This window comes from Actinoplanes sp. NPDC023714 (assembly GCF_040639855.1).
Classification (GTDB): Bacteria; Actinomycetota; Actinomycetes; order Mycobacteriales; family Micromonosporaceae; genus Actinoplanes.
Window position 1 is genome coordinate 140,919 of record NZ_JBFAAR010000010.1, and the last position, 13,337, is coordinate 154,255.

14 protein-coding genes are annotated in these 13,337 nt (G+C 72.4%); 6 read left to right on the top strand and 8 right to left on the bottom strand.

Annotated features, from left to right (window positions below; translation table 11 throughout):
* Positions 1–121: 121 nt before the first annotated feature.
* The 3 genes from AB0G10_RS34325 to AB0G10_RS34335 all read right to left on the bottom strand — a co-directional run bounded on the left by AB0G10_RS34325 (position 122) and on the right by AB0G10_RS34335 (position 2,267).
* The gene (locus AB0G10_RS34325; RefSeq protein ID WP_360931424.1) at positions 122–550 is read right to left on the bottom strand and encodes a universal stress protein; all 429 of its coding nucleotides are present in this window, start codon (positions 548–550) and stop codon (positions 122–124) included.
* An 84-nt stretch (positions 551–634) separates the two neighbouring features.
* Positions 635–1,150: a putative immunity protein gene (locus AB0G10_RS34330; RefSeq protein ID WP_360931427.1), complete on the bottom strand. Its 516-nt coding sequence runs from the start codon at positions 1,148–1,150 to the stop codon at positions 635–637.
* A gap of 73 nt (positions 1,151–1,223) precedes the next feature.
* A complete protein-coding gene (locus tag AB0G10_RS34335; RefSeq protein WP_360931430.1) occupies positions 1,224–2,267 on the bottom strand; it encodes an FAD-dependent monooxygenase in 1,044 nt (347 codons plus the stop codon).
* A 64-nt stretch (positions 2,268–2,331) separates the two neighbouring features.
* Between AB0G10_RS34335 and AB0G10_RS34340 the strand changes: the two genes are divergently transcribed.
* On the top strand, positions 2,332–2,904 hold the full coding sequence (locus AB0G10_RS34340) for a TetR/AcrR family transcriptional regulator (protein ID WP_360931433.1): 573 nt from the start codon (positions 2,332–2,334) through the stop codon (positions 2,902–2,904).
* Positions 2,905–2,908: 4 nt separating this feature from the next.
* Here AB0G10_RS34340 and AB0G10_RS34345 read toward each other — a convergent pair whose 3' ends face one another.
* Both AB0G10_RS34345 and AB0G10_RS34350 read right to left on the bottom strand, forming a co-directional pair.
* Positions 2,909–3,493, bottom strand: a complete 585-nt coding sequence (locus AB0G10_RS34345; RefSeq protein WP_360931436.1) for a TetR/AcrR family transcriptional regulator — start codon at positions 3,491–3,493, stop codon at positions 2,909–2,911.
* A gap of 23 nt (positions 3,494–3,516) precedes the next feature.
* Entirely contained in the window at positions 3,517–4,536 is a 1,020-nt protein-coding gene (locus tag AB0G10_RS34350) for a lysylphosphatidylglycerol synthase transmembrane domain-containing protein (RefSeq protein ID WP_360931439.1), read from the bottom strand.
* Between the two features lie 153 nt (positions 4,537–4,689).
* Here AB0G10_RS34350 and AB0G10_RS34355 point away from each other — a divergent pair, with 153 nt between their 5' ends.
* Both AB0G10_RS34355 and AB0G10_RS34360 read left to right on the top strand, forming a co-directional pair.
* Positions 4,690–6,000 carry a lipase family protein gene (locus tag AB0G10_RS34355; protein WP_360931442.1) on the top strand — a complete coding sequence of 437 codons (1,311 nt, stop codon included), beginning with the start codon at positions 4,690–4,692 and terminating at the stop codon, positions 5,998–6,000.
* A 102-nt stretch (positions 6,001–6,102) separates the two neighbouring features.
* On the top strand, positions 6,103–7,257 hold the full coding sequence (locus AB0G10_RS34360; protein ID WP_360931445.1) for a TetR/AcrR family transcriptional regulator: 1,155 nt from the start codon (positions 6,103–6,105) through the stop codon (positions 7,255–7,257).
* A gap of 6 nt (positions 7,258–7,263) precedes the next feature.
* Here AB0G10_RS34360 and AB0G10_RS34365 read toward each other — a convergent pair whose 3' ends face one another.
* The 3 genes from AB0G10_RS34365 to AB0G10_RS34375 form a co-directional block, all read right to left on the bottom strand.
* Positions 7,264–8,478: an oxygenase MpaB family protein gene (locus AB0G10_RS34365; RefSeq protein ID WP_360931448.1), complete on the bottom strand. Its 1,215-nt coding sequence runs from the start codon at positions 8,476–8,478 to the stop codon at positions 7,264–7,266.
* A gap of 137 nt (positions 8,479–8,615) precedes the next feature.
* Positions 8,616–9,029 (bottom strand): tRNA (N6-threonylcarbamoyladenosine(37)-N6)-methyltransferase TrmO, encoded by a 414-nt coding sequence (gene tsaA, locus AB0G10_RS34370; protein ID WP_360931451.1) that lies wholly within the window; start codon positions 9,027–9,029, stop codon positions 8,616–8,618.
* Positions 9,019–9,882 carry a helix-turn-helix transcriptional regulator gene (locus AB0G10_RS34375; protein WP_360931454.1) on the bottom strand — a complete coding sequence of 288 codons (864 nt, stop codon included), beginning with the start codon at positions 9,880–9,882 and terminating at the stop codon, positions 9,019–9,021. The genes tsaA and AB0G10_RS34375 overlap by 11 nt, the downstream gene beginning before the upstream one ends.
* 101 nt (positions 9,883–9,983) lie before the next feature.
* On the opposite strand from AB0G10_RS34375, the gene AB0G10_RS34380 reads away from it, so the two are divergent.
* The 3 genes from AB0G10_RS34380 (at position 9,984) to AB0G10_RS34390 (ending at position 13,334) form a co-directional block, all read left to right on the top strand.
* Entirely contained in the window at positions 9,984–10,730 is a 747-nt protein-coding gene (locus AB0G10_RS34380) for an SDR family oxidoreductase (RefSeq protein WP_360931457.1), read from the top strand.
* A 14-nt stretch (positions 10,731–10,744) separates the two neighbouring features.
* On the top strand, positions 10,745–11,422 hold the full coding sequence (locus AB0G10_RS34385) for a VOC family protein (RefSeq protein ID WP_360931460.1): 678 nt from the start codon (positions 10,745–10,747) through the stop codon (positions 11,420–11,422).
* A gap of 76 nt (positions 11,423–11,498) precedes the next feature.
* A complete protein-coding gene (locus tag AB0G10_RS34390) occupies positions 11,499–13,334 on the top strand; it encodes a glycoside hydrolase family 15 protein (protein ID WP_360931463.1) in 1,836 nt (611 codons plus the stop codon).
* The last annotated feature ends 3 nt before the right edge of the window (positions 13,335–13,337 follow it).

The window sequence follows — 13,337 nt, forward strand, 5'->3', positions numbered from 1 at the left end:
CGGCTGTACGACAGAGCGACAATTCGGGCGCCAACCCCGCACTGACGTACAGCCAGGCCCCACAGGCTGCACCGGAGAGCGACAATTCGGGCGCCAACCGAACGCTGGCGTACAGCCGGGCTCAGGGGACCACGGTCACCGGCCAGCGGCCGCACCGGGTCAGGCGCTGGGCCACCGAGCCGGCGAAGCGGTGCAGGGCGCTCTCCGACCGGCCGACGATCACGGCGTCGGCCTGCGTCTCCTTCGCGACCTGGCAGAGCTCGGTGTACGGGTCGCCGTGCCGGACCACCATCTCGAAGTCGACGCCGAGCCGCAGCCGCTCCTGCACGAGGGTCGCCCGGAACTGGGCCTCCACCTCGTTCTGCGCCTCGACCTCGCAGGCGACCGCCGACCCGTACGCGTCGGCCAGCGACACCATGCTGCTCGCGAACGGCCGGACATAGACGCCGATCAGCCGCGCCCCCTGCCGGCGAGCGAGGCCGATCGCATAGGCGCCGGCCCGCATCGAGGTGTCGGTCCCGTCGACGCCGACGACGATCACGCCTGACATGACTACCTCCCCGCAGGGATACCGAACGCCGACCGTTCTCGTATTCGCATATTATCCCGACGGTAACCGTTCAGCAATAAACGCTCAGCAGTCGAAGACCGACCAGCAGATGTCGTTGCGCAGCCGCTGGTCGTCGAGGACCAGCTCACGGATCGCCTCGGGGAGCTGGTCGCGCTGCCAGCGGCACTCCCGCCGGGCCGCGGCATCGCCCGCATCTCCGAGGGCAGCCGCCCGGGCGGCCTTGATGGCGTAGGCCGCCGCGCCCAGCTCGTGCGCGGCGACGTGGGCTACCACCGCCGCCTGACCCGCGGCGTAGGCGGCGTGCCGGGCCGCGCCGCGCAGGTCACGGGCGGCGCCCATGGCGTGTCCTCCGGCGGCGCGGGCCTCCATCATCCTCACCTCGCCGCGGGTCCAGGCCCGGGCGTGCTCGATGGCCTCGCGGGGGCGCGGGTCGCCGGGGCGGGCCTGCTCGAAGAGGGTGAGGACGTGCTCGGCGCAGGTGGCCGCCCAGAGCGCGAGGAGGCGGTGGTCGTCGTCGGTGAGGGTTCCGCCGCGGCGGATCGTGATGAAGCGGGGGTCCCGGACCTTCGGCAGGATCATGTCTTCGCATCGTAACGCTGAACTCCCGGGGAAGACTTCGGCCGCGCTGCGCTGCACCGGAGGCGGGAAACCCTCAAACGGCCGGCGGCCCGGCCAGCATGCCCACCTTCAGGAGGCCGTCGCGGACCGGGATGCCGTGACGCATTCTGGTCATGCGCGCCGCCAGCCCCGCCATGCGGGCGAGGCGCTGGGTCACGGGACGGCGCTTCCGATCGTACGCATGAAGGCCTTTCTCCCAGGTCGTCGCCTGCCGCAGGCAGGCCGCCAGGGTGACCGCGTCGATGATTGCCTCGCAGGCGCCGCGGCCCAGGTCAGGCGGCATCGCATGGGCGGCGTCACCGATCAGGACGGAAGAGCCGCAAATGTACGAGGGAAGCGGCGGCGTCACGAAGATGTCGTGGCGGAGGACGCCGGACTCCTCGATCGCGTCGAGGACGGGGCGCACCGGCGGGGCCCAGCCGCCGAAGATGCGGTGCAGCGCGGCGACTTCCTGACCGGGATGGAACATGCCCTCGGGCACCGCCGAGGTGGCGAACCAGTTGGTGCTGCCGGCCTCGTGCGGGGTGACGCCGAACTTCACGCCGCGGCCCCACACCTCGGAGAACGTGCTCGTCGGCAGGCCCGGGAGGACGCCGCGCCAGGCAGTGCTGCCGGAGTAGCGGGCCCGGAAGGCGTGCCCGAGCAACCGGTCGCGGGTGCGGCTGAAGACGCCGTCGGCGACGATCACCCGGTCCGCCGCCTCGTCGACGGGATCGCCGAACCGCACCTCCGCCCCGGCGTCGAGCGCCGCGCGGTGCAGGATCGCCAGCAGCCGTGGCCGGGAGATCAGGTAGACGTGGTCGCCGGTGCGCCGGTGCAGCCGGGCCATGTCGAGGGTCACGATCCGTGAGCCGTCCGGGCGCAGGAAGGCACCCGCCTCCTGCCGCCGCCCGGCCCGCCGCACCGCGTCGCCGGCGCCGATCTCGTCGAGGGCGCGCAGCGCGGCCGGCCACATGCCGAGGGCCGTCCCCGTCCCGGGCAGCGCCTCGTCCCGTTCGCGGACCGTGACCTTCCGGCCGTCGCGGGCCAGGGCGGCGGCGACCGCCAGACCGCCGATGCCTCCACCGATGATGTCCATGCCCGGAACGCTACAACACCTGTTGTATTTCGACAACAGATGTTGTGAACGATAGGGTGGCGCCGTGCCATCCCGCCGTGAACAGCTGCTCGACGCCGCCATCGGCGTCCTCGGAAACCAGGGGTCGCGCGCGCTGACCCACCGCGCCGTGGACGCCGCCGCCGCGATGCCGTTCGGGTCGACGGCGAACTACTACAAGACCCGGGAGGCGCTGATCAGCGCCGTCGTGGAGCGCTTCGCCGAACGCGACCGCGCCGGGTGGGAGACCGTCGCGGCATTCGTACGGCCGTCGAACTCGGACGAGCTCGCCGCCGCGCTGACCGCTTACGTTCAGCGGGCGCTGGGGCCGGACCGGGCCGTCACGGTGGCGCGCTACGGGCTGTTCCTGGAGGCGACGCTCCGCCCCGATCTGCAGGAGACGCTGGCCGGCTCGGCCCGCGAGCTGCGGCGGTGGGCGGTGCGGTGGCTCGAGGCGATCGGCACGGCCGACCCGGCCGAGGACTGCGAGGCGATCTTCGACTACATCGACGGGCTGATCCTGCACCGGCTGGCGTTCACGGCCGCCGCTCCGGACGGGGACGACGGCCTGGCGACCGCGGTGCGCCGGACGATCCGGATGCTGTGCTCCGCGGGGTGAAACCTCAGGCGAGGGTGCTGTGCAGCAGGAAGTCGACGAGCCTGCGGGCGTGCTCGTCCGGATCGTCCTGGTCGGCCTTCGGCGTGCTCAGGGCGTGCATCATCGCGCCGCCGGCGAGGGTGTCGAGCAGCATGGTGATCGAGACGGTAGCGGGCAGCTCGCCCCGGTCGATGCCGCGCCGGACGATCGCGCGGGCGGCCCTCAGCTGCGCCTCGCGCATCGCCGCGTAGTTCTCGGCGACGCCCGGGATGGCGCTCGCCTCCAGGGTGAGGCGCAGTGCCGCCCGGCTCGACGGGCCGCCGTACAGGCCGAGGATCTGCGCCGCCAGCTCCACGAGATCGCCGTGCAGGGTGCCGGTGTCGACGTCGGCGACCCGGACCAGGCCGGTGTTGAGGGCGTGCGTGAGCAGCGCTTCCTTGCTGTTCCAGCGCAGGTAGAGGGTGGCCTTGCCGATCCCGGCCCGGCGCGCCACGACCTCCATGGCGAAGCCGGCCCACCCGGTGTCGCCGAAGACGTCGAGCGCGGCCCGGGCGATCCGCCGATCCACGTCCGGGTCGCGGGGCCGGCCCGGCCCGGGTGCTGCGCTCATCCCGATCATTCTAGGGTTCGGGGCTACTGCCGGACGGTGACCGCCTCCGGGGCCACGGCCGGCGTCGGGGCGGGCTTCGCGGCTTTCTCCGCGACGGGCTTCGCGGCCGGGAGGACGAGGTAGCCGGCCAGCCCCACCGGGAGCATCAGCCAGAAGGAGATCACCCGGTAGCCGAGGACGATGCCGACCGCCTCGGTGGCCGGCGCACCGGACGCGACCAGGCCGGCCAGCAGGCTCGCCTCGATCACGCCGAGGCCGCCCGGCGTCAGCGGGATCTGGCGGATCACCTGCACGGTCAGGTAGACGCCGGCCAGATGCTCCCAGCGCAGGCCGGCGCCGAAGGCCGCGGCGATCGACATGAGGCAGGCCAGGTCGAACACCCACTTGCCGGCCGCGAAGGCGAGCACGACGGCCCACTCGCGCCCGGACACGTCCCGGCCCATCCGCAGCATCCGGTTCACCGAGACGGCCGGCCGGAGCAGGCGCGGCCGGCCCGCGAGCCACCCCTTGATCCGCCTGCGGAGGCCCACCGGCCGGAACCTGACCAGCACGGCGAGCGCCACCGCGGCCACGGCCGGGATCCAGAGCAGCGCGGGCGCGGCCGTCAGGAATCCGCCCGCCGCGAGCAGCACGAGGGCCAGCGCCGACACCACGCCGGAGAGCACGGTCACGGCAGCGGCGGCGGCCGGGGTCGCGCCGCGCGCCACGTACTGCCGGAAGGTGTAGGCGGCGGACACCACCGCCCCGGCCGGGACCACCGCGCTCACCGCGTTTCCGGCGCTGGTCAGGGCAACGGCGTCAAAGCGATCGATGGGTACGCCGAATGCTCTGAGCAGACCGTGCTGCTGCAGCGCGAAGCTGAGCTGCGACGTCAGGCCGGCCAGCACCGCCACGACGGTCCAGGCGGGGTCGGCCGTGCGCAGCAGATCGAGGAGCGACGCCGGGTCGGGGAACTGACGGCGTACCAGGACGACCGCGGCGACCAGCGCGGCCACCAGCACGACGGCCCGCAGCCACTTCCGGTACTTCGCCCCTGACTCCATAGCGCTCGATCATGCAGGGGCCGCGCCACCCGGTGTTCTGGCCATCCGCGCGCGAGGAGTGCGACACACCGCTCCGGAATGAGAAATCAACCATCTGGAATGTCTCGGTTCACAAAGTTACCTTCCGGTAACACCGAGCCCCGGAGGCCGCAGATGTCCCTGCGTACCCGAGTTTCCCTTCCCGTCGTCGCCGCGACGATCGCCGCCCTGATCGCCGCGCCCGCTCCCGCCGAAGCCGCCGTCACGATCCCCGCCTTCTACACGCCGCCCGCGACCCTCCCGGCCGCCGACGGCACACTGGTCCGCACCGAGCCGCTGCGCCTGGCCCTGTCCCTGCCCGGCATCACCGGCACGCTGCCCGGCACCGCCACCCGGATCATGTACAAGTCCACCGACTCCACCGGCGGCCCGGTCGCCGTCACCGGCGCCTACATCGAGCCGTCGGCGAGATGGAGGGGCGCCGGCCCGCGCCCGCTCGTGGTCCTCGCGCCCGGCACGATGGGCCAGGGCGACCAGTGCTCCACCTCGCTCGCCCTCGAGCGCGGCCTGATCCTCGGCACCGAGGAGGACCAGTTCACCGTGTCGATCGGGTACGAGGTGCTCGCCATCTACCGGCTGCTCGCCAAGGGCATCGCCGTGGTACAGACCGACTACGCCGGGCTCGGCACCACCGACCGGCTGCACACGTACGTGAACCGGGTCGACTCCGGGCACGCCGTGCTGGACGCGGCCCGGGCCGCCCGCTCCCTGCCCGGCACGTCGCTGACCTCGTCGTCGGCCGTCGGGCTGTACGGCTACAGCCAGGGCGGTGGAGCCGTGGCCTCGGCGGCCGAGCTCCACGCCACCTATGCTCCCGACGTACCCTTGAAGGCCACCTATGCCGGCGCGCCGCCGGCCGATCTCGCGGCAGTGACCTCGGCCATCGACGGCAGTGAGCTGCTCGGGGCCCTGGGCTGGTCGGTCAACGGATTCGCGCAGTCCGAGCCGGGGCTGCGGACCCTGCTCGACGAATACCTGAGCGACGCCGGGCGGGCCGTGCTGAAGAGCCTCTCCACCATGTGCGTCGGCGACGCGATCTTCGCCTACGCCGGGAAGCGCAGCACCGCCTGGACGACCGGCGGCCAGTCGGTCGCCGACATCATCAAGGCCGAGCCGGTGCTGCAGGAGTACATCGGGAAACAGCGCATCGGCACCCGCAAGCCGACCGGCGTGGTGCGCGTCGCCACCGGTGTCCACGACAACCTGGTGCCGCACGGGCAGGCCCGCACCATGGCCGCGAACTGGTGCAAGCTGGGCGGCAGGGTCGTCTACGACCCGGTCGTGCTGGCCTGGACGGTCAGCCCGCTGATCAACCACTTCGGGCCGCTGCTCACCGACCAGGGTCCGGCGGTGGACTGGCTCGGCAACCGGCTGGCGGGTTCGGCGGCCGCCTCGACCTGCGCGATCCTGCCGCTGCAGCCCTGATCCGGCAGCGCCGGCGCTCTCACCGGAGAAGGGAGGGCGCCGGCGCTGTGATTGACTGACACCCATGGTCCTGCGCCCGCCGACGAATGCCCGAGTGATCCGGTGACCGCCGGGCCGACGGCGGCCACCCGACCGCACAACCGCAAGCAGCTCATCGTCGAGGCGGCCGGGCAGGTGTTCAGCGAGCGCGGCTACCACGCCGCCTCGATGGAGGAGATCGCCGCCCGGGTGGGGATCAGCGCCGCCGCGCTCTACCGGCACTTCCCCAACAAGTACGCCCTCTTCGCCGAGTGCGCCGACGTCATGGTGGACCGCCTGGTGGCGGCGCTTCCGGACGGCGCCGGGCTGGAGGAGACGCTCGCGGCGCTGATCCGCGTGACGGTCGCGCACCGGTCGGCCGGGGGTCTCTACCGCTGGGAGGCCCGCTACCTCGACCATGACGATCGACGGCTGCTCCGGGCCAAGTTCGAGCACGTGGTCGATCAGGTGACTTCTTCGGTACGCCGTGAGCTCCCGATTCCGGACGCCCGCCTCCGCGCGGTGGCCGCCCTCGGCGCGATCGGCTCGATCACGATGCACCACACGTCGATCGCCCAGCGCCGCATCGAGGATCTGCTGCTGGCGTCCGCCATGCGCGTCGCGGCGACCGATCCGGCGGCGGCCGCGGGCAGCGCCGGCCTGGTGGCGCTGCCGGGCCGGCCGGTGCCGCGGACCCGGCGCGCGGAGATCCTCGCGGCGGCCGTGCCGCTGTTCGCCCGGGACGGCTTCGCGAACGTGACGAACGGCCAGATCGCCCAGGCCGTGGGCCTCGCGCCGTCCGCCATCTACCGGCACTACCCCGGCAAGGTCGACATCCTGGTGGCCGCGTGCCTGCAGGCCGCGGGGCTGCTGGCCCAGGCGGTGGAGAGCAGCCTGCACCGGTCGGCGGATCCGCGGGCGTCGGTGGTGGCGCTGACCGCGGCGTACGTGGCCTACAGCTTCGAGCACAACGCGCTGAACAGCGTCGCCGAGGCGGAGATCCGCGGGCTGCCGGCCGACCTGCAGCGGCCGCTGATCCTGGCGCAGCGCGAGCACATCGCGGTCTGGGAGCAGCAGCTCCGGCAGGCCCGCCCCGGCCTGGACTCGCGGCAGGCCCGGCTGCTGGCGCACGCCGGGTTCGGCGTCGTGGTCGAGGCCGGGCGCGCCCTGCGCTGGCAGGACACGCCCGGCAATCGCGACACCGTCACGGCGCTGGTGACCGGGGCACTGACCCTGTAGAGGACCCTAGGCGCCGGGCCGGTTGCCGGTCGGGATCGTGATGGGCGTGTACGTCGGCGACGTCCCGTTGTTGAGGAACAGCATCGCCAGGCCCCGCACGAACCGGTCGAACACCGAGAAGGTGGTCGGGATGACCGGGGACAGCCCCTCGCGGAACGCCACGTACGTCGGCCAGCCCACCTCGATGACCGTGCGCGAGGCGTAGTCGCGGGGCAGCTTCAGCCAGTCGCCGATCTTGTCACTGAGCACGTACCGGGCGAACTCCCGCTGGAATCCGCGGGTGACGCCGAGGTCCACCTGCGACACCAGGTTGAGCAGGATGTCGGCCAGGTCGATGCCCTCGGGCGTGGGCGCGAGCAGCGGCGTCAGCACGTACGCCGACTGCTGCTTCGCGGCCGCCCAGCTCGCCGGGATGAAGTCGTCGCGCACCCCGAGCAGGTGCAGCGCCACCTGCCACTGATGCAGGTACGCCTCCTCCTCGGCCGCTGACATCCGGATCCCCCAGGACTTCAGCTTCCCGTGCACGTAGGTGCCGAGGGTGTGGAAGGTGACCAGGATGTCGCCGTTGCTGATCGGGATGAAGTCCTGGTCGTCGGTGACGGCGCGCCACTTCGCCGACTGCGGCAGCAGGTGCCGGACGGCCGCGTGGGTGAGCCGGGTCTTGTTCGAGGTGACGACGAATCCACCGCTGGGCTGGAAGGCGTCCAGCGCGCTCAGGTCGTACCCGTAGGTGAAGGTCTTGGCCGCACGCGCCTTCATGTCCGCGCCGCCCTCGGACCAGTAGACGTTGCGTGCCTCGCGCGGCACCACCGTGCTCATGATCCCGCTGCCCAGCCCGTAGAGCAGGAACAGGTACATGCTCATGCGCTTGTTGAACTGCGCGGCCCGGGCCAGCTTCGTCTGGTCGGCCCAGGACGGCAGCCGGTTGTGCTCCCGCAGCCAGGCCGTCAGGTTCGCGGGCAGGCCGGCCGGCAGCGCGTCGCCGTTGTTCACCCACTTGTCGAAGGCCGTGTTGACGGCCGGGATCTGCCCGTTCTCGAGGAGGTCGACGAGCAGCGGGTCGGTGGCGTCGTCCCACACCAGCCACGGATCGGTGATCGTGTCGGTGCCGGCGATCGACCCCGCCGACGACCATCCCCACGCCGCCGACGGCGCCGCGGCGCCCGCCAGGCCCAGCGCGGCACCGAGGGTCAGAACGCGCCTTCTGCTGAGATTCTGCATTCGCTTACCTACCAACCGCGAGGCGAAAAGGGCAACCACACTGGTGATACAACGATGTTTCCGGTTCGTCACCGTGTGATTTTTCATTAACATAGCGACCCGCAAGGGCATCGGCAAGAGTGGATGCGGTTCCCGGCTCAGCGGTCGGTGGCGGGGTCCAGGACCGGCTTGAGATCGAGGATCGGGGTGCCGTCGAGGGCCTCCAGGGCGGTCACCCGGAGGCGGACGCCGTCGATCTCGGCGATCGTGACGCGGTGCAGGCCGATCGGATTCGGGCGGTCCGCGGAGCGGGTGCTGAAGACGCCGGTGAGCGGCCGGCCGGGGTCGTCGCGCGGGCGCACCTCGCGGACGCCGCGATCGGCCCGGTCCAGCCAGGTGAGCAGCAGCATCTCGGCGCCGGGGCGGACGTCGGCGAGCGCTCCGGCGTACTCGGAATCGAAGATCAGCCATGCAGGGGGCGCACCCTCGTCGCCCTGCTTCGGCGCGGCCGCGGCGTCCCGCAGGGGCGACGCGACGCGCCCCACCGGATGGACCGTGAAGTCAGCTGCCATCGACCTGAACGGACTCCTGCGGCCCGGCCGCCCAACTCGCCAGGAGGGGAAGCACCCGTGCCGTGGGCGAATCGGGTTCGACGGTGTAGACCACCAGGCGCTGTTCCGGATCGTGTGGCCCGATCACGGACTCGACGCCGAACGTGAGCGGGCCGGCGGCCGGGTGGGCCAGGTGCTTGGTCATCGAGGTGCGGAAGGTGACCCGCTGGTCGTCCCACCACCGTGCGACGTCGGGATCGCTCCGGCGCAGCTCCTCCACCAGACCGGCCAGGCGGCGATCGTCGGGGTGGCGGCCCACCTCGTAGCGCAGCGCCCCGACCGCGGCGGGGGCGAAGTCGGCCCAGTTCGCGATGCGCACCCGCGCGCCGGGGTCCAGGAACAGCCAGCGCGCGAACGACGACCCCGGCTCCAGCCCCGGCCCCAGCACCGCTCTCAACATCTCGTTGCGGGCCAGCACCTGCGAACGCCGGCCCAGCAGCAGCGCCGGGATGTGGCTCAGCGCTTCCATCAGGCGCAGCATCCCCGGATCGGGCCGTTGAGCGGCCTCCGGGCCCGCCCACCGCCGATGCGAGGCCGGAGCGGCCAGGTCACGCAGGTGCGCGCGCTCGATCTCGTCGAGCTGCAGCGCCCGGGACAGCGCCCGCACCACCTCGTCGGTGACGGTGTGCTGGCGTCCCTGCTCCAGGCGGCTGTAGTGGTCCGGGCTCAGCCCGGCGAGCAGGGCGAGCTCCTCCTTGCGCAGACCGGGAACCCGCCGGGGGCCGGGAAAGGCGGTGATGCCGGCCTGGGCAGGCGTCAGGCGGTCACGCCGGGACCGCAGGAACGCCCCGAGAGCAGCACGATCAGCAGGCACCCAGCCAGCATAGGAGCCGGCGGCGGCACGAACCTGGTCATGCGGTGCCCAGGCAGGACGCGCCCTGGTGCGAGCCGCGCGTCCCGGGTGAGCTAGTGATCATGACTTCCACCGTTCTGATCACCGGTTCCACCAGCGGCATCGGTGCCGCCACCGCCCGCACCCTGGCCGCGCAGGGATGGCACGTCGTCGTCACCGGCCGCGATCGTGCTCGCGGCGCGGCCGTCGTCGCCGGCATCGAAGGCAGCGGCGGACGAGCCGTCTTCGTCCCCTCCGACCTGACCGGCCCACCCGAGTCGCTGCGGGACTTCGCCCGCGCCGCCATCGAGGCCACCGGAGGGCGGCTGGACGCGGTGGTCCACAACGCCGCCCTGTGCCCGGCCGTCGACACGGTGAGCCTCACCGACACCGACCTGGAGGCGACCCTCGCCGTGAACATCCGCGCCCCGCACGTGCTGACCGCGGCGCTGGCCCCCGCGATGGCCGCACGCGGCCACGGCGCGATCGTCGTCATCGGTTCGTGGATGGCCCACGTCGGGCACCCCTTCGTCGGGCTGTACTCCGCGACCAAGGCCGCCGAGATCCAGCTCGCCCGCAGCTGGGCCGCCGAGTTCGGCCCCCGCGGCGTGCGGGTCAACACCGTCTCCCCCGGAGCGACCCGCACCCCGATCAACGCGGCCGACGGCGACGTCATCGCCCACATGACCGCCGGCACGCCCGCCGGGCGCCCCGGAACCCCCGAGGAGATCGCCGACGCGGTGGCCTGGTTGCTCTCCGAGCGCGCCGGCTACATCCACGGCGCCGAGATCGCCGTCGACGGAGGCATCACGACGGCTCGTTCCGTGTAGCTAGGATCACGCTCGTGGCACTGCGACTCGTTCAGGTCAACCTCAAGGCCCGCGACGACGAGGCGGTGGGCCGGTTCTGGGCGGAGGCCCTCGGCTGGAACGCCGGGGGCGCCCACGACGGCGCCACCAGCGTCACCCCCGAGGGTTTCCGCTGGCCGGATTCGCACGACGTGGTCCTCGACGTCATCCGGGTACCGGACCCGGAGACGGTGCGGCACCGCGTCCACATCGACCTGGCGACCACCTCCGAGCGGCATCAGCGGGAGCTCGTCGCGCGCCTGATCGGGCTGGGCGCCACCCCGGCGGACATCGGCCAGGGCGACGTGCCGTGGACGGTCCTGGCCGACCCGGAGGGCAACCTGTTCTGCGTCCTGGAGCCGCGGGAGGTCTACCGGGACACCGGGCCGATCGCGGCCGTGGTGGTGGACTGCGCCGAGCCGCGCCGCTTCTGGACCGAGGCGCTCGGGTGGACCGCCGAGACGCTGACCGACGACTTCGTACGGATGCGGCGGGCGGACACCGGGCCCTATCTCGAGTTCTCCCGCAACGACGGGGATCTCCGGCACCGCTCCCACCTCGACCTCGTCGGGGACATCGAGCCTCTGCTCGCCCTGGGTGCCACGGTCGTGAACAGCGACTTCCGCTGGACGGTCCTCGCCGACCCGGAGGGCCAGGAGTTCTGCCTGCTCTGAATCATCCGCTTCGGCCTTCTTCGAATCATCCGCGCGGAATGATGTCCGGCCGGGGCGCGGGAGCCATGGTGACGGCATGGCTGACTTCCCGCTCATCGCCGACCACGGCCTGATCGGCGACCTCCAGACGGCCGCCCTGGTCTCCACCGACGGCACCGTCGACTGGTGGTGCGCGCCCCGGTTCGACTCGCCGAGCATCTTCGGCGCGCTGCTCGACACCGATCGCGGCGGGCACCTGAAGACCCGGCCCACCGGCGGGACGTTCACCTCGAAGCAGCTCTACCTCCCGGACACCGCGATCCTGGTGACCCGCTTCCTCACCGGCGGCGGGGTCGGCGAGATCGTCGACTTCATGCCGATCGCCACCGACCACGACGGCAACAAGCGGCACCGCCTCGTGCGCCTGGTCCGCTGCGTCCGCGGTGAGATGACCTTCGCGTTCGACCTGGCGCCGCGGTTCGACTACGGCCGGGAGTCGTTCCGCACGCACGCGAGCGACGACGGCGTGGTCTGCGAGGGCGAGAAGAACATCCTGAGGGTACGGTTCATCCGCGATCCCGGCGACGAGCATCTCGGCCGGTCGAGCGTGGACCCGGACGGTGACGTGCGCGGTGAGCTGCGCCTGGCCGCGGGTCAGGCACGCGGCCTCGTCCTGGAGACCGGTCCCGGCACCCTCGACGCGATGCCGGTGTCCGAGGCGCTGCGGCTCTTCGAGGAGACCGAGCGGTTCTGGTCGGACTGGATCAACCGGTGCACGTACGCCGGCCGCTGGCGGGAGATGGTGAACCGCTCGGCGATCACCCTGAAGCTGATGACGTACGCGCCGACCGGCGCCCTGGTCGCGGCGCCGACAGCGGCCCTGCCCGAGCAGGTCGGCGGCGAGCGCAACTGGGACTACCGCTACACCTGGGTCCGGGACGCGTCGTTCTCGGTCTACTCGCTGCTGTCGCTCGGCTTCACCGACGAGGCCGCGGCGCTGGCCCGCTGGCTGCGCGACCGGGTCGAGGAGCAGGCCGACAAGAGCGACACCGGCCCGCTCGACATCATGTACCGCATCGACGGCTCCAGCGACCTGATCGAGGAGAGCCTGCCGCACTGGTCCGGCTACCGGAACTCGGCGCCGGTGCGGATCGGCAACGGCGCCGCCGACCAGCTGCAGCTCGACATCTACGGCGAGGCCCTGGACAGCCTGTACGTGGCGCACCGCAACGGCCTGGCGCCCGGCCATCGGGGCTGGCTCGCCATGCGCGACCTGGTCGACTGGGTCGCCGCGAACTGGTCGCAGCCGGAGGAGGGCATCTGGGAGACCCGCGGCGGCCGGCAGGACTTCACGTACGGCCGGCTGATGTGCTGGGTGGCCCTCGACCGCGGCCTGCGGATGGCCGCCGAGTACGGCCGGCCGGCGCCGGTCGACACCTGGCGGCAGGCCCGCGACGCCATCTACGACGAGATCATGCAGCGCGGCTGGAGCACGGAGCGGCAGGCGTTCCGCCAGCACTACCGGACCGACGTCCTCGACTCGTCGCTGCTGCGCATGCCGACGGTCGGGTTCATCACGCCGGGCGATCCGATGTGGGCGTCGACGCTGCGGGCGATGGAGTCCGAGCTGGTCACCGACAGCCTGGTCTACCGGTACGACCCGGCCGCCTCACCGGACGGGCTGCGCGGCGACGAGGGCACCTTCTCGCTCTGCACGTTCCAGTACGTGACGGCCCTGGCCGCCGCCGGCGAGCTGGACAAGGCCCGGTTCACGTTCGAGAAGATGCTGACGTACGCGAATCATCTGGGCCTCTACTCCGAGGAGATCGGGCTGACCGGGGAGCAGCTCGGCAACTTCCCGCAGGCGTTCACCCACCTGGCCCTCATCGACGCCGCCGTCACGCTGAACCGGGAACTCGACCGCCGCCGCTGACCC